The organism is Streptomyces sp. B5E4 (assembly GCF_039871555.1).
GTDB lineage: Bacteria > Actinomycetota > Actinomycetes > Streptomycetales > Streptomycetaceae > Streptomyces.
Genome location: NZ_JBDPMI010000004.1, coordinates 167,510 through 185,397 on the forward strand (window position 1 = coordinate 167,510; position 17,888 = coordinate 185,397).

Consider the following 17,888-nt stretch of genomic DNA (forward strand, 5'->3'; position numbering starts at 1 on the left):
GTACGTCGCACATCACAGCATGAAACTGTGAACTCAGTCAATATACACATGGCTTGAGATGGTAGGTTCACGAAACAACGTGCTCATGCCACACTCTGTCCGAGGCGCCCGCTCGCGGACGCGTCGGGCTGCCAAGACGGACGCGGACGGAGTAGCCCCGCACATGGACATCGGACCTGTGATCGCGAAGCGCTACCGGATCAAGCGGGAGATCGGTTCCGGCGGAATGGGTGTCGTCTGGCTTGCCCACGACGAACACCTCGGCCGCGATGTCGCGCTCAAGACCATGAACGAGCCCCCTGGCTTGACGCAGGACCAGCGCACACGGGACGCCGAACGCTTCCGGCGCGAGGCCCGCGCCGCCGCACGCCTCGACCACACCGGCATCGCCACCGTCTACGACCTCGGCGAGGAACGCGGCACACGGTTCCTGGTCATGCAGTACGTAACCGGCATCGACCTTGAAGACCGGATCGCCGAACTGGAATACCTGAGCACCGAGGAAGCCGCTTCGGTCGGGGTGCAGATCGCCTCTGTCCTCGGCTCCGTGCACGCCCGCGACGTGGTCCATCGCGACCTCAAAGGCCGCAACGTCATCATCCGCACCGACGGCGTGGTCAAGGTCCTCGATTTCGGCGTCGCCGCCTTCCTCGAACCCGGCACCTCCAAGCTCACCACCACGGGCGAGCGGCCGGGCAGCCTGGAGTGCATGGCACCCGAACAGATCCTGGGCAAACCGGTCGACCACCGCACTGACCTGTACGCGCTCGGCTGCCTGCTCCACAAGATGCTCACCGGCGAACCCGTCTTCGAGCACCGCTCGGAACTCATGCTCCCCGGCCTGATCCTCGACCACCCACCGATCCCCCTGCGCGACCTGCGCTCCGACATCCCTGAGGACGTGGAAGCCCTCGTACTCGAACTTCTGGCCAAGGCGCCGGACGATCGTCCGTCGCACGCCGGCGAGGTCTGGCGACGGCTGGCCCCCTGGCTCCCCGAACGTGGCGACCCGGAGGCCGCGCTCACCCCCTGGGCCGAGGTCGATCCACTACGCCCTTTCCGCCACCCGATGGGGCCGGAAGCGCGCCCGGTCCGCTCCTGGGCAAGGACGCCACAGCCACGCCAGCCAGGCTGACATGCACCAACCCCGCACCTGCCGCGCGAGGGCGCTCCTCCTTCGTGGGACGAAAGGCGTGGAGTATCCGGCGGCCCTGAACTTCGGCGGCACCGCCACGGAGTCCCGTGGCCGGCGGGCGGCCACAGCGGCCCGTCCAAGCTGGTGAGGCGCAGACGTGGTTCAAGCGCCGGTATCGAGGATGCGGGCGGCTTCGCGGGGGTCCATGAGGTTGGACCATGCCTGTTCGGCGGGGAGCAGGTCGCGTTCGGGCAGGGCGTACTCCGGGTACCAGCCGTCGGCTTGGCAGCCGGGGACGTTGCGCAGGATGACGGTGGCCAGGTTCGGCGGAACCGAGCCGGTGATCCGCACTGCGAGGTAAGTCTCATGGCCCTCGTCCGCGCGGACCTGGAGACCGAGGGTGAAGGTGTCGAAGTCGACCGTGTGCTCCCGGCCGTCGCGCAGGCTGGCGCGGGCGAGTTCCAGCAGGGTGGTGCGCAGCCGACGGACGAAGCGAACGCCGGATTCCGCCCGATACCTTACGTGGTCCTCGCGGTCAGGGAGCAAGTGCCCGGTGTAGGTGTCGGTCTTCAGTGCATCGGTGTGCGCGGCGTTGTACCGCACCCGAGCCGCCTTGGCGTCGGCTTCGAGAGCGGCATAGAAGTCGTCGCCGGAGCCGTCCTCACGGCGTCCGGCCGCCACCAGCCAGGGCAGGTCGGCGTCCACCCAGACAGCACCACGCCACCGCTGCACCTTCACCTTGAACAGCACCTGGTCGTCCACCGCACGGATCCGCTCGTGCTTGACGTCCGCCGTCGCGAACTGCTCGGCGGTCTTGGCCAAGATCGGGTGCTCGACCTCGTCGAGCGGGACCGTGACCGCAGGGATCGGCAACTCCAAGTCCTCACGAAGGCAGCGCAGAGTGGGGCGGGCGGGCCGCATCGCGGCGTCTTCGCTCACTCCTCGATCCCGCCGACCGCGTCAATGTCATCGGCGCTCAGCCCGGTCAGCATCATCACGTCGGCCTTCAGCGACCCGTCCAGCACACTGATCGCCTCGACCATGCCCAGGCGTAGGTCCTCACGCCGCTGCTCCAGGTAGGCCCGCACCGCCTCGGCGACCAGATCCTTCTTCGTCAGACCCAGGAAATGGGCCCCCTGACTGATCAGCTTGTCCGTGTCCGGGTCCACCTTCAGCGGTGACTGCCTGGACGGGTGCGCCGCTGTCGTCATGACCACCACCTCCGGTTCCAGAGTACCCAAGTACCTCACGACCTCAAATCCGGTGGCGCTGCGACGTGAGGCTCCCGGGCCTGAGAAAGGCTTGGCTGTGGCCGTCGAGACGACCGTGCCCAGACGAGCGCGTCGTTCCCACACGGCTGCCCGTCTTCTCGGACGCCATGGTCCGTCGCACCCGACAGCACGCCGACCTCAGCGGCCAGAAAGCCCTCTCCGCGACACGCCCGAATTCGTGACCCACAGCAGGCTCGCCCCAGCACGTCCAGACCCACGCCCCTACCGACCAGGCTTCCAGCCCTGAAGCCCTATGCCGCTCCGTATCGTCCGAACCCCTGGGCGCGGCTTCTCGGCCGCTCCCCCTGCTGCGCTGCCGCGTGCTGCTCGGCGGCTCTGCTCCTGCCGACCGAGGCCGTCCGCCTGGGCGGCGGATGACCCTGGCCCCCACGCGGGCCGCACGACCGGGTCCGCTCACCGCCTGCGCTCCAGCGCGGTGGCGAGCCAGCACCCCCATCCGATCGGTTCGAGCAGCCAGTAACTGAAGATCCGGTAGAGCAGCGTGGCGGCGAACGCCTGGCCGGACTGCAGGCCGTAGACGACCAGCAGCCCTGTCAGGCTGGCCTCCGCGATGCCCAGCCCGCCCGGGGTGATGCGGGCGCTGACCGGGATCTGCACCAGCGCGAAGGCGAGCAGCAGCCCGCTCCAGGGCACCGGGAGGCCCAGCGCCCACAGGCTGGCCAGCAGACAGGCCGCGTCGAGCAGCCAGTTGAGCAGGGCCAGCGCGGCCGGTGTCAGCCAGGGCCGCAGGCCCGGCCGGACGGTGCGGGCGTGCGCGACCAGTTCCCGCGTCGCCCGGCCGGCCGAGCCGAGGCTTTCGTGCCGGGCCGCCGTCCGCTCCCAGCGGCGGCCGAGCGCCTTGCGTACGGCCGGCGAGCGCAGCACGATCAGGCCCGCCACGGCCAGCAGCGCCAGGAGGGCGAGCGTCCACAGCAGGGCCGTGCCGGGACCCCGGGTACCGGCCATGAGCACGCCCAGCACGATCACGACGACCAGGGCCAGCGCGGACAGCACTCCGGAGGCCGCCAGCACCCCCGCCGTCAGCGCCCGGTCGGCTCCCCGGCGTCGGTACTCGCGGTAGAGCCAGGCCGCGCCGAAGGCCGCGCCGCCCGGCAGCGCACCGGCCATCGCGTTCGCCGCCAGCACCATCCGGCCCATCGCGGGCAGCGGCACCCGCACCCCGCCGACCGCCAGCAGCCACTGCTGCAACCCGGCCAGGCACGCCAGGGAGCCCGCCTGGCACGCCAGCGCGACCAGCGCCTTGGCCGGGCTGACGTGGGTGAGCAGTTCGAGCGCGCGGCGCAGTTCGCCGCGCTGCGAGACCGCGAGCAGCAGCCCCACCGTGATCAGCACGGCCGCCAGCAGCCACCACAGCCGGCCGATGCGCGTCCACCGGGTACGCGCGCCCGTACTGCCCGGGTTCACGACCGGTACGCCGCGGCGGTGGTCACGTAGAGCACACGGCCGACGCTACCGCGTGACGACCGCGGGCCGGGGCCCGACGTGGCGGGGCGGGTCTGCCGGCCGGCGCGGGGGGGGTGCGGTCCGGCCGGGGCACGGTCCGCGTCAGCGCCCGGCGGCGCACCGGTGCCCGCGCCGCCCGCCCGTCCGACCGGATCTCCCGCCGCAGATGGCCGTTGAACGCACGCAGTGCCTGCACCACGTCCGCCTTCTCCGACACGTTCCGCGTGCCCTCGTTCCGCCACACCAGACCCGAGAAGCGGTCCGCCGCCGCGCACGTCTCCGCACCGCGCAGCAGGTGGATGTGCGACCTGCCCGTCTGCAGCCGGTCCTGCCACGCCACCCGGTCCGCGGTGCTCAGCCGGCGCCGGTCGCTGCCGTCGAGCTGCGCCTCGCACAGGTGCAGCCCGGCCGCATGTCGGCCGCGTTCTTCGACTTCCGGTCCCGCAGCCACCGCCGGTCCTCGCTGCGCCCGGTCGACCAGGTGCCGAGCAGTACACACCCGCCAGCCCGATGACCGCCCCCACCACCCCCCGGCAGGACGTTCTCCACCCGCGCCACCTCCCCGGCCGACGGCCGCCCCCGCCTTCCCACCGCATCACGGCCTCCGCCCGAGCGGCAATCCGCACGTCAGCGCCCTGTTCCTGGAGCGGGCAGCATTCATCTCACAGGAACTTGTCATCGATGTGAGGTCGGGCATTGTGGGATTCTCCTGCCCAAGGGTCCTGTACGTCTCCTCCGAGGAGTAGGTGTCCATGTCCAACGGGCAGTTGAACGTCTGCGTCGTCGGGGCCGGGCCGCGCGGCCTGTCGGTCCTGGAGCGGATCTGCGCCAACGAGCGCAAGTCCCCGGCCCACGAGGAGCTGCGCATCCACGTCGTCGACCCGCACCCGCCGGGGGCGGGGCGGGTGTGGCGGACCGACCAGCCGGATCTGCTGCTGATGAACACCGTCGCATCCCAGGTCACCGTCTACACCGACGAGAGCGTGGAGATGGAGGGGCCGATCGAGGCCGGACCCAGCCTGTACGAGTGGGCGCAGTCCGTCGTACGGGGCGACGGGACCGGCCCGCCGCTGCCGGGCGGGGCGCTGGCCGAGGCGCGGCAGTTGGGGCCGGACGACTATCCGACGCGGGCGTTCTACGGGCACTACCTGGGCGACACCTTCCGCCGGGTGGTGGCCGGCGCTCCGGAGCATGTGAGCGTGCACGTCCACCGGACCACGGCGGTCGCGCTGGACGAGGAGGAGAACGGGGCCGGCCAGTGCCTCGCCCTCGCCGACGGCACCCGCTTACGCCACCTCGACGCCGTCGTCCTCGCGCAGGGGCACCTGCCCGCGCGCGCCACCGAGCGCGAGAAGGAACTGGCGCGGGAGGCGGCCGAGTGCGGGCTCGTGCTCGTCACGCCCGTGAACCCCGCCGACGCCGACCTGTCCGGGATCCTGCCGGGGCAGACCGTGGTGCTGCGCGGGCTCGGGCTGAACTTCTTCGACCACCTCGCCCTGCTCACCACCGGCCGCGGCGGCCGGTTCGAGCGCAGCGGCGACCGGCTCGTGTACCGGCCGTCGGGCCGCGAGCCCCGGCTGTTCGCAGGCTCCCGGCGCGGCGTTCCGTACCACGCCCGCGGCCACAACGAGAAGGGCGCGCACGGCCGTTACGAGCCCCGGCTGCTCACCCCCGAGGTCATCGCCCGGCTGCGCGAGCGCGGCGCCGCGGGCCGGCGCGTGTACTTCGCCGTCGACCTGTGGCCGCTGATCGCCAAGGAGGTCGCGAGCGTCTACTACGGCGCCCTCCTCGCGGCACAGGGCCGGGGCGCGGAGCGGGAGGCGTTCGTCGCGCGGTATCTCGCCGCGCCCACCGCCGAGGTGGAGGCCGCGCTGCTCGACGAGCACGGGATCCCCGCCGCGGACCGCTGGGACTGGGAGCGGATCGACCGCCCGTACGCGACACGCGAGTTCGCCAGCCGGGCCGACTTCCGCGACTGGCTGCTCGGGCACCTCGCCGACGACGTCCGCGAAGCCCGCGAGGGCAACGTCAGCGGGCCGCTCAAGGCGGCGCTCGACGTGCTGCGCGACTTGCGCAACGAGATCCGCCTCGTGGTCGACCACGGCGGCCTGGAGGGCATCTCGTACCGCGACGACCTGCAGAACTGGTACACGCCGCTGAACGCCTACCTGTCCATCGGCCCGCCCGCCTCCCGGATCGAGGAGACCATCGCGCTGGCCAACGCGGGCATCCTGGAGTTCATGGGCCCGGAGCTGCGCGTACGCATCGACCGTACGGGCGGGGAACCGGCGTTCGTCGCCGAGTCGAGCCGGGTCCAGGGCCCGCCGGTGCGGGCCGCGGCGCTGATCGAGGCCCGGCTGCCGGAGCCCGACATCCGTCGCACCGCCGACCCGCTGCTCACCCACCTCCTCGCCACCGGCCAGTGCCGCCCGTACCGCATCTCCAGCGACTCCGGCGCCGACGTGGTGACCGGCGGACTGGCCGTCGGCGAGCGCCCGTACCGCCTGCTCGACGCCGCCGGCCTGCTCCACCCCCGCCGCTTCGCCTACGGCGTACCGACCGAGGCCGTGCACTGGGTGACCGCCGCGGGCATACGACCCGGGGTGAACTCCGTGACACTCGGCGACTCCGACGCCATCGCCCGCGCCGTCCTCGCCCTCACCCCCGCGGACGGCCCGCGCCCGCACGCCACCGAGGAGCCTTCGTGACCACCGACCTCGACGCCGGCCTCCTGTCCCCCGTACGGGCCGGCACCCCCGTCGAAGCCGCCGTGTCGGACCGCGCGTGGCTGCAGGCGATGCTGGACGCCGAAGCGGCGCTGGCCCGCGCCCAGGCCCGTACGGGCACCATGCCCGCGCCCGCCGCCGCCGCGATCACCGCCGCGGCCCGCGCCGACCTGCTCGACCTGCGCGCGCTCGCCTGCGCGGCGCGCGAGACGGCCAACCCGGTCGTCGGGCTGGTCAAGGCGCTCAGCGGGGTCGTGGCCGAACGCGATCCCGCGGCCGCCGAGTACGTGCACCGGGGCTCGACCAGCCAGGACGTCTTCGACACCGGCGCGATGCTGGTGTGCGACCGGGCGCTGCGCCTCGTCCACGCCGACCTGCTGCGCACCGCGCGCGCCCTGGAAGGGCTGGCGGCGGAGCACCGCGACACGCTGATGGCCGGGCGGACCCTGACGCTGCACGCGGTGCCGACGACGTTCGGGCTGAAGGCCGCCGGCTGGCGGGCGCTGGTGCTGGACGCGGCCGCGCGGGTGGAGCGGGTACGGGACGGCGGGCTGCCCGTGGCGCTCGGCGGGGCGGCCGGAACGCTGGCCGGATACCTGGAGTACGCGGCGCTCGACGGCGCCGGCACGGAGGACTCCGGCGCGTACGTGGAGCGGCTGACCGCCGCGTTCGCCGACGAGACCGGGCTCGCGCCCGCCACCCTGCCCTGGCACGTGCTGCGTACCCCGATCGCCGACGTCGCCGCCGTCACCGCGGTCGTCGCCGGGGCGCTCGGCAAGATCGCCGTCGACGTGCAGTCCCTCGGCAGGACCGAGGTCGCCGAGGTGGCCGAGCCCGCGGTGGCCGGCCGCGGCGGCTCCTCCGCGATGCCGCACAAGCGGAACCCGGTCCTCGCCACCCTGATCCGCAGCGCCTCCCTCCAGGTGCCGGCGCTGGCCGCCGCGGTGACCCAGTGCATGGTCACCGAGGACGAGCGCTCCGCAGGCGCCTGGCACGCCGAGTGGCATCTGCTGCGCGAGTGCCTGCGGCTGGCGGGCGGCGCGGCGCACACCGCCGTCGAACTGGCCGAGGGCCTTCAGGTCAGGCCCGAGCGCATGCGGGCCAACATGCGGCTGACGGAGAACCTGGTCACCTCCGAGCGCGTCGCGGCGGTGCTCGCCCCGCTGCTCGGCAAGGCGCGGGCGAAGCAGTTGCTCACCGACGCCGCGGCCGAGTCGGAGCGTACGGGACGGGCCCTGCCGGGGATCCTCGCGGCAGTGCCCGCGATCGCCGAACACTTCGACGAACCGGCCCTGGCGGCGCTCCTGGATCCCGCTTCGTACACCGGCGCGGCCGGCGCGCTGGTGGACCGGGCACTCGCGGACTCATAACTCCCTTGTGCAACAAGGGGGTTGGCGCTGCGTACGCATGCGCATGCAGGTGCGCCCCGGGCCGCTGGCACCGCCATCACCCGTGCGTACGCGGCGAGTTCGACGCCCTTCGTCATCGCCACTCCCGCCCCCCTTACCCCCTGCGGGCGACAACACTCCAGTCCGGGGCGGCTCGTGACGATACGAAGAGGGTGACCGTCATGGATGAGTGCCTCCAGTTCGTCTGTCCGCCGTGGTGCAACATGGCCGGCTCGCCGGAAGACCATTTCGGGGCTCTCGGTGACGACCTGACCCGGGTGCTGCACCTGGGCTGGAATGCCGGGGCGATGATCCAGGGGCGGGGTGACCCGCGCCAGACAGTGGGGTTCGACGTGGACCTGTGCGCGTACTCGTTGACCGACGGCCGCCCCGGGCGGCCGTTCCTGCGGGTGTCGGACGAGGCCGGCAGCTCCAACAACTTCGAGGTGCACGACGTGGCCGCCGCCGCGTTCATGCTCCAGCAGATGGCCGGCGCGGTGCGGAACCTGGCCGGCTTCCTGGAGATGCTCAGCGCGCGCCAGGAGGCCGAGGAGGCGCAGTGGCAGGCCGTCCGGCTCGACGGCGAGCTGCGGCAGGCCGAGCAGCAGAAGGCCAGGGCCGAGGCCGGGCTGCGCCAGGCGCAGGAGTACATCGCCGTCCTGGAGCGGGAGATGGAGGCGGCGAGCGCGGCGCGGGACGCGGCGCACTGGCAGGTGGAGAAGGCCCGCGAGCGGGTGGCGGACGCCGAGCGCACCGCGCGGGAGAGCCGCCGGGTCGCGGAGGCCGCCACGGCCCGCTCGGCCCGGCTGGAGGGCGCGCGCTAGCGGGGCACCGTCAGGAGCGGAGCGGCTGGCTGAACCGCAGCAGGTTGCCCGCCGGGTCGCGGAACGCGCAGTCCCGTACCCCGTAGGGCTGGTCGACCGGCTCCTGAAGCACCTCCGCGCCGGAGGCGGCGATGCGCTCGAACGTCGCGTCGCAGTCGTCGGTGGCGAAGATGACGCCGTACAGCAGGCCCTTGGCCAGCAACTGCGCCATGGCCTCGCGGTCCGCGGGCGAGGCGTGCGGGCCGGCCGCGGGCGGTTCGAGGACGATGTTCACGTCGGGCTGGTCCGGCGACCCCACGGTCACCCAGCGCGCGCCCTCGAACTCGACGTCGTTGCGGACTTCCAGACCGAGGACGTCGCGGTAGAACGCCAGGGCTTCGTCATGGTCATCGACGGCGATGAAGCATTGCGAGAGCGCGATTCCCATGCTGCTCACGCTACCCGAGGAGGGGGTTCTCCGCGCTTCGCCTCCGCACCGGCCGGGTGCGGATCTTGGCGAGGCACGGCGGGATGGCGGCGCCGTCGTCGTGGGTCCGGGCCCGGTAGGCGCTCGGGCTCTCGCCGACCAGCTCGGTAAACCGCGAGCTGAACGACCCCAGCGAGGAGCAGCCGACCGCGAAGCACACCTCGGTCACCGTGAGGTCGCCGCGCCGCAGCAGCGCCTTGGCGCGCTCGATCCGGCGCGTCATCAGGTAGCTGTACGGCGTCTCTCCGTAGGCGGCGCGGAAGCTGCGGGAGAAGTGACCCGGCGACATGAGCGCGACCCGCGCCAGCTCCGCCACGTCCAGCGGGCGCGCGTAGTCGCGGTCCATCGTGTCCCGGGCCCGGCGCAGCCGGACGAGGTCATCCAGCCTCACTCCCTCACCATGCCACAGCACCCCGGGACGGCGGCTTCGCGCACCCGCGGCGCTACGCCCCGACGTACTCCGCGAGGTGTTCGCCGGTGAGCGTCGACCGGTCGGCGACCAGGTCGGCGGGCGTGCCCTCGAAGACGACCCGGCCGCCGTCGTGGCCCGCGCCGGGGCCGAGGTCGACGATCCAGTCGGCGTGCGCCATGACGGCTTGGTGGTGCTCGATGACGATGACCGATTTGCCGGCGTCGACCAGCCGGTCGAGCAGCCCGAGCAACTGCTCCACGTCCGCCAGGTGCAGGCCGGTCGTCGGCTCGTCCAGGACGTAGATCCCGCCCTTGTCGCCCATGTGCGTGGCCAGCTTGAGCCGCTGCCGCTCGCCGCCGGACAAGGTGGTCAGCGGCTGACCGATGCTGACGTAGCCGAGGCCGACGTCGGTCAGCCGCCGCAGTATCCTGTGCGCCGCGGGCGTCCGGGCCCCGCCCCCGGCGAAGAACTCCTCGGCCTCCGCGACGGGCATGGCCAGCACCTCGCTGATGTCGCGCCCGCCGAAGCGGTAGTCGAGGACGGACGCCTGGAACCTCTTGCCGTCGCACTCCTCGCAGGTGGTGGAGACGCCGGCCATGATGCCGAGGTCGGTGTAGATGACGCCGGCGCCCTTGCAGGCGGGGCAGGCGCCCTCGGAATTGGCGCTGAAGAGCGCCGGCTTCACGCCGTTGGCGGTCGCGAACGCCTTGCGGATGGGGTCGAGCAGCCCGGTGTACGTCGCCGGGTTGCTGCGCCGGGAGCCGCGGATGGCGCCCTGGTCGACGGAGACCACACCCGCGCCGGCGGGGAGCGAGGAGTGCACCAGCGAGCTCTTGCCGGAGCCGGCGACGCCGGTGACCACGCAGAGGACGCCGAGGGGGATGTCGACGTCGACATCCTGGAGGTTGTGCGTGCGGGCGCCGCGGATCTCCAGCGCGCCGGTGGCCTTGCGCACGGTGTCCTTGAGCCCGGCGCGGTCGTCGAGGTGGCGGCCGGTGACCGTGCCGGCGGCGCGCAGCCCGTCCACCGTGCCCTCGAAGCAGACCGTGCCGCCGGCGGTGCCGGCGCCGGGGCCGAGGTCCACGATGTGGTCGGCGATCGAGATGACCTCCGACTTGTGCTCGACGACCATCACCGTGTTGCCCTTGTCGCGCAGCCGCAGCAGCAGGTCGTTCATCCGCCGGATGTCGTGCGGGTGCAGGCCGGTGGTGGGCTCGTCGAAGACGTAGGTGGTGTCGGTGAGCGAGGAGCCGAGGTGGCGGATCATCTTGGTGCGCTGCGCCTCGCCGCCGGACAGGGTCCCCGAGGGGCGGTCGAGCGACAGGTAGCCGAGGCCGATCTCCACGAACGAGTCGAGGGCTTCCCGCAGCGTCTTCAGCAGCGGCGCCACGGAGGGCTCGTCCAGGGCGCGCGCCCACTCGGCCAGGTCGTTGATCTGCATGGCGCAGGCGTCGGCGATGCTGATGCCGGCGACCTTGGAGGAGCGGGCGGCCTGGCTGAGCCGGGTGCCGCCGCACTCGGGGCAGGCGGCGAAGGTGGCGATCCGGTCCACGAAGGCCCGGATGTGCGGCTGCATCGACTCGCGGTCCTTGGACAGGAAGGACTTCTGCACCCGGGGAACCAGACCCTCGTAGGTCACGTTCATGCCGCTGATCTTGAGCTTGGTCTGCTCGTGGTGCAGGAAGTCGTGCAGCTCCTCGTCGGTGTACTTGCCGATCGGCTTGTCCGGGTCGAGGAAGCCGGAGTCCGCGTAGAGGCGCACCATCCAGCCGCCGGCCTTGTAGCCGGGGATGGTGATCGCGCCCTCGGCGAGCGACTTCGTCTCGTCGTAGAGCTCGCCCAGGTCGATGTCGGAGATGCTGCCCATGCCCTCGCAGCGCGGGCACATCCCTCCGGTGCTGGTGAAGGCCACCTTGACCGTCTCGCCGGCGCCGCGGTCGACGGTGACGGCGCCGGTGCCCTGGGCGGAGGCGACGTTGAAGGAGAAGGCGTTGGGCGGGCCGACGTGCGGCTCGCCGAGGCGGCTGAAGAGGATGCGCAGCAGCGCGTTGGCATCGGTGGCGGTGCCGACGGTGGAGCGGGCGTTGGCGCCCATGCGCTCCTGGTCGACGATGATCGCGGTGGTCAGCCCTTCGAGGACGTCCACGTCCGGCCGGGCGAGGGTGGGCATGAAGCCCTGCACGAAGGTGCTGTACGTCTCGTTGATCATCCGTTGCGACTCGGCGGCGATCGTGTCGAAGACCAGGGAGCTCTTGCCCGAGCCGGAGACGCCGGTGAAGACCGTCAGCCGCCGCTTGGGGATCTCGACGTCGACGTTCCGCAGATTGTTCTCGCGCGCTCCGTGCACACGGATCAGGTCGTGGCTGTCGGCGGCGTGCTGCGCGGGCGCCGGCGTGTCCTTCCTGGTGGCCATGCGTGTCTCCGTGCGTCGGGCGGTCGCGCGGCCCCGTCGGCCGGCGGTCTCCGCCACCCTAGAACCTGCCTCTGACAAAGGGGCCGGAGCGGTCGGGGCCGGCCCGGGAACCCGGGTGACAGCCGGCGCGCCCGGTGACAGGCTCCGCGGGGTGACGATCACCGAAGTGCTGCTCATCGGCGGCCGGTCCGGGGTGGGGAAGTCCTCCGTCGGCTACGAGGTCTCGGCCCTCCTGCGCGCCGCGGACGTCGGGCACGCGCTGATCGAGGGCGACGCCCTCGACCACCTCCATCCCGCGCCGCCCGGCGATCCGGACCGCGCGCTGCTCACCGAGCGCAACCTCGCGGCGGTCTGGGGCACCTACGCCGCGCTCGGCTGCCGGCGGCTGATCTACACCAACACCGCGTGCGTCCTGGCGGGCGAGAGCGGCCTGTACGCCCGTGCCCTGGGCGAGGACACGCGCTTCGTACGCGTCCTGCTCACCGCCTCCGAGGCCACCGCCCGCGCCCGGCTGTCCGGCCGCGAGCGGGGCTCGGAGCTGGCGCACCAGGTGCGGCGCAGCGCGTTCACGGCCCGGCTGCTGGCGGCGCAGGCGGCGGCGGACACCGTGCGGGTGGGGACGGACGGGCGGGAGGTGGCGGAGATCGCCGGGGAGGTCGTGGACGCCGCGGGGTGGGCCGACGCGCGGTGAGCCCGGCGCCGTAGCGCGGTCACGGCGGGGGCGGGGCGGGAGGCGCGTACCGGCGTCGACTTCTGGACGGACACATTCCGACCTCTTGACGCGAGCATGGCATAACAGTTTAATCACGCCGTGAAATAAGCCTGTCGAGCCGCAAACCCCTTCAGTTTCCGAAGGCACGGGCACTCCTCCACGAGAGGGCACACCATGATCCCGTCACCCAGGCTCCACCCGCGCGCACCCCACTCCCCCGGCCACCGCCTGCCGGCCCTGCTCGCCGCCGTCCTGCTGCTGGCCACCGCCCTCGTCGCCGCCCCCGGGCTGACGCCCCGGGCCGCCGCGGCGGGCGAGCGCGTCGACGTGTGGCTCACCACCACCTCCGACGCCGGCGGGCGCAACGTCACCCGTGGCCTGCAGCAGCAGTCCCCGCTCGCCTTCGGCCCGGCCGGCGGCGGCGCCGACCAGACGGTCCGGGTCGACGAGGGCACGACGTACCAGCAGTTCGAGGGCGGCGGCGCGTCGATCACCGACACCACCGCGTACCTGCTGCGCGGCGGCCCGGTCAGCGCCGCGACCCGCGACGCCGTCATGCGCCGGCTGTTCTCGCCGACCGACGGCATCGGGCTGTCCTTCGTCCGCAACCCGATCGGCGCCTCCGACCTGTCCCGGCCCGGACACGTCTCGCTCGACGACACCTGCTGCACCCTGGACGACTTCGGCGCCAACGGCTACGACACGAACGTCCGGCTGCTCACCGCCCAGGCCAAGCAGCTCAACCCCGCGCTGCGCGTCAAGGGCGTGCCGTGGAGCGCGCCGGGGTGGATGAAGGACAACGGGCGGATGGACCAGATGGGCTGGCTGAAGTGGGAGTACTACCCCATGTACGCCCAGTACCTGGTCAAGTACGTCCAGAGCTACCAGGCCGCGGGCGTCAAGGTCGACTACGTCTCCGTACAGAACGAGCCCAACTGCTGCCAGGCCGGCAACCCCACGGCCATGGACTACCCCGGCATGAACTGGAACTCCTCCGGCCTGATCGAGTTCACCAAGAACCACGTCTACCCGGCGTTCCGCGCGGCCGGCATCACCACCAAGGTCCTCGTGCACGACTGGAACTACGGCGACTACGGCCAGATCGGGCAGGCCATCCTCGCCGACGCCGGGGTACGCAACGACCCGCTCTTCGGCGGCATCGCCTGGCACGGCTACGCCGGCGACCCGGCGGTCGGCAGCCAGGTGCACCAGCAGTACCCGAACGTCCCGCAGTTCAGCACCGAGCACTCCGGCGGCACCTGGATCGGCAACCAGCACAACGAGGACATGGCCGACATCGTCAACTACACCCGCAACTGGAGCGGCAGCGTGGTCAAGTGGAGCCTCGCGCTCAACCAGAACATGGGCCCGCACAACGGCGGCTGCGGCACCTGTACGGGCCTGGTCACGGTGCAGGAGGGCGGCCCGCGTGCGGGTCAGGTCGACAACACCGTCGAGTACTACACCACCGGCCACCTCACCAAGTTCGTCAAGCCCGGCGCCCGGCGCATCTCCTCGACGGCGAGCAGCACGGTGCCGAACGTCGCGTGGCGCAACCCCGACGGCTCCAAGGCCCTGATCGCCCACAACGGCGGCACGTCCGCGCGCTCCGTGCGCGTCGACTGGGGCGGCCAGTCCTTCGTCTACTCCCTGCCCGCCCGCACCACCGCCACCTTCACCTGGTCCGGCACCCCCTCCGGCTCGGTGCCCGGCACGGGTACGGGCACGCTGACCGGCATCGGGGGCAAGTGCCTGGACGTCGCCGGGGGCGCCACCGCGGACGGCACCCCCGTACAGATCTACGGCTGCAACGGCAGTACCGCACAGCGCTGGACCGTGGGCGCGGACGGCACCGTACGTGCGCTCGGCAAGTGCCTGGACGCCGCCGGGGCGGGCACGGCGAACGGCACCGTCGTGCAGCTCTACGGCTGCAACGGCACCGCGGCGCAGCAGTGGACGTACGATCCCGTGACCCACGACGTCGTCGGCGCGGGCTCCGGCAAGTGCCTCGACGTCACGGGCAACACCTCCGCGGACGGCACCAAGACGCAGATCTGGTCGTGTACGGGCGGCGCGAACCAGAAGTGGACGCTCAACACGGCGTGAGCCCGCCCGCGCGCAGCGCGCGTACTGCACCATGGATCACCGGGGGCGGCGCCCCCGGTGATCCGGTGACGGGCAGGAGGAACGGGTGGGCGGGTCCGACGAACCAACGGCGGCGACCGGCACGGCGGCGACCGCGGCGCGGATGCGGGAGGCCGTGCGGGCGCTGCTGTCGGTGCTGGAACCGGAGCAGGTACGGGAGCTGCGCGCCGGGCCCGCCCGGCTGGACGCGCCCGAGCTGCGCGAGTGGAAGTACGTGCCCGGACCGCGGCCGGGCCTGTCGACCGAGGAACTGGACGGCGACCAGCGCGCGGCCGTCGACGCGCTGCTCGCCGCGGCGCACAGCGCGCACGGCGGACGGCTGGCTGCCGGGGCGATCGAGGTGGAGCGCCACCGCCGCGAACTGGCCGGCCGCCCGGGGCCCGACCGCTACTGGCTGCGGCTGCTCGGCGACCCGGACGGCGACGGCGCATGGGGCTGGCGGATGAACGGCCACCACCTGGCGGTACACGTGCTGATCACACCCGCCGGGCTGCGGGTCACCCCGCACTTCGTCGGCTCGGAGCCCGCGCTCGTCGCCTCGGGACCGCGGGCCGGGCGGCTGCTGGGCCCCGAGGAGGACCTGGCCCGCGAACTGGTCACGGACCTGGACGCCGCCGCCCGCACCACGGCGGTCTACGCCGCCGAGCCCCCGGACGACATCCTCACCCGCGCCGACCCCTTCGCCGACCCGGACCTGCTGCCGGCGGGCCTGCCGTACGAGGCCATGACCCCGGCCCAGCGCGCGCTGCTGGAGCGCCTGGTCCGCCGCTACCTGGCCCGGGCACCGGAGGCGTACGCGCGCGAATGCTGGTCGGACACGGTGGCCGGGGGCCTGGATCGGCTCTCCTTCGCCTGGGCCGGCGGCCTCGCCCCGGGCGACCGGCACTACTACTGCGTCCGCGCCCCGGACTTCCTCATCGAGTACGACAACACCCAGGACGACGGCAACCACGCCCACTCCGTATGGCGCCACACCCGCCACGACTGGGGCCTGGACCTCCTCCGCGCCCATTACGAGAACGGCCACCCGTGACCCGGCCCCTCCCCTGGCCCCCGGCCCCGATCACGACGGAGCGGCTCGTGCTGCGCCCGTCCGAGGCGCGGGACCGGGCGGCGTTCGTGGAGCTGTTCGCCTCGCCGGAGGTCGGCGCGTACGTCGGCGGCCCGCGCCCGCGCGCCGAACTGGAGCGCGAGATGCCCGCGGTGCCCGGGCGGCGACCCGGGCTCTTCGTGGCCGACCTCGACGGCGCGATGACCGGCATGGTCACGCTCGACCGGCACGACGCGGACGGCCCGGGGCCCGCCGCCCCGCATGCCGGGAGGGTCCGTCTCGGCTTTCTGTTCCTGCCGAAGGCGTGGGGGAACGGCTACGCCGCGGAGGCGTGCGCGACGGCGCTCGACTGGTTCGCCGGCGCCGCCCCCGGCAAGCAGGTGGTGCTCTGCACCCAGACCGCCAACACCCGCGCGCTGCGGCTGGCCGGGCGGCTGGGGTTCGACGAGGCAGCGCGGTTCGAGGAGTTCGGGGCCGCGCAGTGGCTCGGGGTGTGGGACCCCGGTCGGTGAGCCGTCAGGCGCCGGGCGTCGCCGCGCCAAGTGGGCGGCAAGTCGGGGGTTAGTCTCGGCCAACCTCCCGAGCCGATCCTGTCTCCTTAAAGCGTCGGCCAAGGAACGGTAACGGGGGACTCATCGATGGACACGTCACCCAGCATTGCGATCGCCTACCACTCGCGGCGCGGCCACACCCACGTGCTGGCGCAGGCCGTCAAGGCCGGCGCCGAGGCGGCGGGCGGTGTGGTGACCATGGTGCTCGTCGAGGAGATGCAGGACGGCGACTGGGAGACGCTGGACGCCGCGGACGCCATCGTGTTCGGGGCGCCGACGCTCATGGGCTCGGCCTCCGGCGCGTTCCACGTGTTCGCCGAGGCGACCAGCACGCGCTGGTCGACGCAGTCCTGGAAGGACAAGATCGGCGCGGGCTTCACGCACTCGTCGTGCAAGGCCGGCGACAAGCACATCACCCTCGGGTACTTCGCGACCCTCGCCGCCCAGCACCAGATGCACTGGGTCAACCTCGGCCTCGCCCCCGGCTGGCACCTCAGCCACGAGAGCGAGAACGACCTCAACCGCCTCGGCTACTTCAACGGCGCCGCCGCGACCACCATGGGCGACCTCGGCACCGACGCCGTGCACAAGGCCGACATCGCCACCGCCGAGCACCTCGGCGGGCGGGTCGCGCGGCACACCGCCGTGGTCCTCGCGGGGCGGGCGGCGCTGGGCGTCGAGTGAAGGGCCGGCCCCGCCGCCATTGGTATCTTTGCCTTGACTCATGGGTACGAGCGGAAGTCACCATGGCCGTAAGTGATTACACGGGGCAGGCCGCGCTCACGGCCGTCGACCTGGTCAACAGCCTGGACGTCATCACCGGCAGGGACCGGCTGCGCGACAGCGAGGACGCGGCCGCGCTCCTCGCCCGGCACCACTGGGACGTCGGCCGCACCGTGTCCGCCGCCGACCTGGAGCGGCTGCGGCAGCTGCGCCCGCGGCTGCGGTTCGTCTTCGGGGGCACGCCCGTGCAGAAGTCCGTCGCCGACCTCAACGCGCTCCTGCGCGACCTGCGCGCGCAGCCCCACCTCACCGACCACGACGGCGCCTGGCACTGGCACTACGCCCGCCCCCGCGCCCCGCTGGGCGAGCGGGTCGCGACCTCGTGCGTCGTCGCGCTGCTGACCGCCATCGCCGACGGCGGCGCGGGGCGGCTGCGGATCTGCGAGGGGGCCGACTGCGCCAACGTCTTCGTCGACGCCTCCCGCCCGGGGCTGCGCCGCTACTGCGACACGAAAAGCTGCGGCAACCGCGCGCACGTCACCGCCTACAGGGAGCGCAAGCGCACGCGGAGCGCCGGCTGACCGCCCTCCATCCGTACATGAGTTAT

17 protein-coding genes are annotated in these 17,888 nt (G+C 72.8%); 10 read left to right on the top strand and 7 right to left on the bottom strand.

Features of this window, described 5'->3' with window-relative positions; translation table 11 throughout:
• Positions 1–163 precede the first annotated feature (163 nt).
• Positions 164–1,135, top strand: coding sequence for a serine/threonine-protein kinase (locus tag ABGA99_RS07870; protein ID WP_347576584.1), 972 nt, complete (start codon positions 164–166; stop codon positions 1,133–1,135).
• Positions 1,136–1,297: 162 nt separating this feature from the next.
• Here the strand turns inward: ABGA99_RS07870 and ABGA99_RS07875 are convergent, their stop codons facing one another.
• The 4 genes from ABGA99_RS07875 to ABGA99_RS07890 form a co-directional block, all read right to left on the bottom strand.
• Positions 1,298–2,074: a hypothetical protein gene (locus tag ABGA99_RS07875; protein WP_347582397.1), complete on the bottom strand. Its 777-nt coding sequence runs from the start codon at positions 2,072–2,074 to the stop codon at positions 1,298–1,300.
• On the bottom strand, positions 2,071–2,346 hold the full coding sequence (locus ABGA99_RS07880; protein WP_347576586.1) for a hypothetical protein: 276 nt from the start codon (positions 2,344–2,346) through the stop codon (positions 2,071–2,073). The genes ABGA99_RS07875 and ABGA99_RS07880 overlap by 4 nt, the downstream gene beginning before the upstream one ends.
• 474 nt (positions 2,347–2,820) lie before the next feature.
• Entirely contained in the window at positions 2,821–3,831 is a 1,011-nt protein-coding gene (locus tag ABGA99_RS07885; RefSeq protein ID WP_347576587.1) for a YbhN family protein, read from the bottom strand.
• Between the two features lie 22 nt (positions 3,832–3,853).
• The gene (locus ABGA99_RS07890; RefSeq protein ID WP_347582398.1) at positions 3,854–4,321 is read right to left on the bottom strand and encodes a hypothetical protein; all 468 of its coding nucleotides are present in this window, start codon (positions 4,319–4,321) and stop codon (positions 3,854–3,856) included.
• Positions 4,322–4,622: 301 nt separating this feature from the next.
• Between ABGA99_RS07890 and ABGA99_RS07895 the strand changes: the two genes are divergently transcribed.
• The 3 genes from ABGA99_RS07895 (at position 4,623) to ABGA99_RS07905 (ending at position 8,808) form a co-directional block, all read left to right on the top strand.
• Entirely contained in the window at positions 4,623–6,578 is a 1,956-nt protein-coding gene (locus tag ABGA99_RS07895) for an FAD/NAD(P)-binding protein (RefSeq protein ID WP_347576589.1), read from the top strand.
• Positions 6,575–7,966, top strand: a complete 1,392-nt coding sequence (locus ABGA99_RS07900; RefSeq protein ID WP_347576590.1) for a lyase family protein — start codon at positions 6,575–6,577, stop codon at positions 7,964–7,966. The genes ABGA99_RS07895 and ABGA99_RS07900 overlap by 4 nt, the downstream gene beginning before the upstream one ends.
• 200 nt (positions 7,967–8,166) lie before the next feature.
• Positions 8,167–8,808, top strand: a complete 642-nt coding sequence (locus tag ABGA99_RS07905) for a hypothetical protein (protein WP_347576591.1) — start codon at positions 8,167–8,169, stop codon at positions 8,806–8,808.
• A gap of 10 nt (positions 8,809–8,818) precedes the next feature.
• On the opposite strand, the gene ABGA99_RS07910 is transcribed toward ABGA99_RS07905, so the two are convergent.
• The 3 genes from ABGA99_RS07910 to ABGA99_RS07920 all read right to left on the bottom strand — a co-directional run bounded on the left by ABGA99_RS07910 (position 8,819) and on the right by ABGA99_RS07920 (position 12,099).
• On the bottom strand, positions 8,819–9,235 hold the full coding sequence (locus ABGA99_RS07910) for a VOC family protein (protein WP_347576592.1): 417 nt from the start codon (positions 9,233–9,235) through the stop codon (positions 8,819–8,821).
• Between the two features lie 10 nt (positions 9,236–9,245).
• Positions 9,246–9,620, bottom strand: coding sequence for a helix-turn-helix transcriptional regulator (locus ABGA99_RS07915; RefSeq protein ID WP_347576756.1), 375 nt, complete (start codon positions 9,618–9,620; stop codon positions 9,246–9,248).
• A 97-nt stretch (positions 9,621–9,717) separates the two neighbouring features.
• Complete coding sequence (locus ABGA99_RS07920) at positions 9,718–12,099, bottom strand: excinuclease ABC subunit UvrA (protein WP_347576593.1); 2,382 nt, start codon at positions 12,097–12,099, stop codon at positions 9,718–9,720.
• 151 nt (positions 12,100–12,250) lie between these two features.
• On the opposite strand from ABGA99_RS07920, the gene ABGA99_RS07925 reads away from it, so the two are divergent.
• The 6 genes from ABGA99_RS07925 (at position 12,251) to ABGA99_RS07950 (ending at position 17,862) form a co-directional block, all read left to right on the top strand.
• Positions 12,251–12,790: a hypothetical protein gene (locus tag ABGA99_RS07925; RefSeq protein WP_347576594.1), complete on the top strand. Its 540-nt coding sequence runs from the start codon at positions 12,251–12,253 to the stop codon at positions 12,788–12,790.
• A 195-nt stretch (positions 12,791–12,985) separates the two neighbouring features.
• Positions 12,986–14,917, top strand: coding sequence for a ricin-type beta-trefoil lectin domain protein (locus tag ABGA99_RS07930; RefSeq protein WP_347576595.1), 1,932 nt, complete (start codon positions 12,986–12,988; stop codon positions 14,915–14,917).
• Between the two features lie 85 nt (positions 14,918–15,002).
• Positions 15,003–15,989 carry a DUF3500 domain-containing protein gene (locus tag ABGA99_RS07935; protein WP_347576596.1) on the top strand — a complete coding sequence of 329 codons (987 nt, stop codon included), beginning with the start codon at positions 15,003–15,005 and terminating at the stop codon, positions 15,987–15,989.
• Complete coding sequence (locus ABGA99_RS07940; protein ID WP_347576597.1) at positions 15,986–16,519, top strand: GNAT family N-acetyltransferase; 534 nt, start codon at positions 15,986–15,988, stop codon at positions 16,517–16,519. Before ABGA99_RS07935 ends, ABGA99_RS07940 begins: the two co-directional genes overlap by 4 nt.
• A gap of 126 nt (positions 16,520–16,645) precedes the next feature.
• Positions 16,646–17,242 carry a flavodoxin family protein gene (locus ABGA99_RS07945; protein ID WP_347576598.1) on the top strand — a complete coding sequence of 199 codons (597 nt, stop codon included), beginning with the start codon at positions 16,646–16,648 and terminating at the stop codon, positions 17,240–17,242.
• Positions 17,243–17,304: 62 nt separating this feature from the next.
• The gene (locus ABGA99_RS07950; protein WP_347576599.1) at positions 17,305–17,862 is read left to right on the top strand and encodes a CGNR zinc finger domain-containing protein; all 558 of its coding nucleotides are present in this window, start codon (positions 17,305–17,307) and stop codon (positions 17,860–17,862) included.
• Positions 17,863–17,888 lie beyond the last annotated feature (26 nt).

What these genes read in the sequence shown, in the direction of transcription:
- ABGA99_RS07870 (WP_347576584.1), top strand. Translation starts at nt 164, where the DNA reads ATGGACATCGGACCTGTGATCGCGAAGCGCTACCGGATCAAGCGGGAG.
- ABGA99_RS07880 (WP_347576586.1), bottom strand. Translation starts at nt 2,346, where the DNA reads ATGACGACAGCGGCGCACCCGTCCAGGCAGTCACCGCTGAAGGTGGAC.
- ABGA99_RS07895 (WP_347576589.1), top strand. Translation starts at nt 4,623, where the DNA reads ATGTCCAACGGGCAGTTGAACGTCTGCGTCGTCGGGGCCGGGCCGCGC.
- ABGA99_RS07905 (WP_347576591.1), top strand. Translation starts at nt 8,167, where the DNA reads ATGGATGAGTGCCTCCAGTTCGTCTGTCCGCCGTGGTGCAACATGGCC.
- ABGA99_RS07910 (WP_347576592.1), bottom strand. Translation starts at nt 9,235, where the DNA reads ATGGGAATCGCGCTCTCGCAATGCTTCATCGCCGTCGATGACCATGAC.
- ABGA99_RS07915 (WP_347576756.1), bottom strand. Translation starts at nt 9,620, where the DNA reads ATGGACCGCGACTACGCGCGCCCGCTGGACGTGGCGGAGCTGGCGCGG.
- ABGA99_RS07920 (WP_347576593.1), bottom strand. Translation starts at nt 12,099, where the DNA reads ATGGCCACCAGGAAGGACACGCCGGCGCCCGCGCAGCACGCCGCCGAC.
- ABGA99_RS07930 (WP_347576595.1), top strand. Translation starts at nt 12,986, where the DNA reads ATGATCCCGTCACCCAGGCTCCACCCGCGCGCACCCCACTCCCCCGGC.
- ABGA99_RS07945 (WP_347576598.1), top strand. Translation starts at nt 16,646, where the DNA reads ATGGACACGTCACCCAGCATTGCGATCGCCTACCACTCGCGGCGCGGC.
- ABGA99_RS07950 (WP_347576599.1), top strand. Translation starts at nt 17,305, where the DNA reads ATGGCCGTAAGTGATTACACGGGGCAGGCCGCGCTCACGGCCGTCGAC.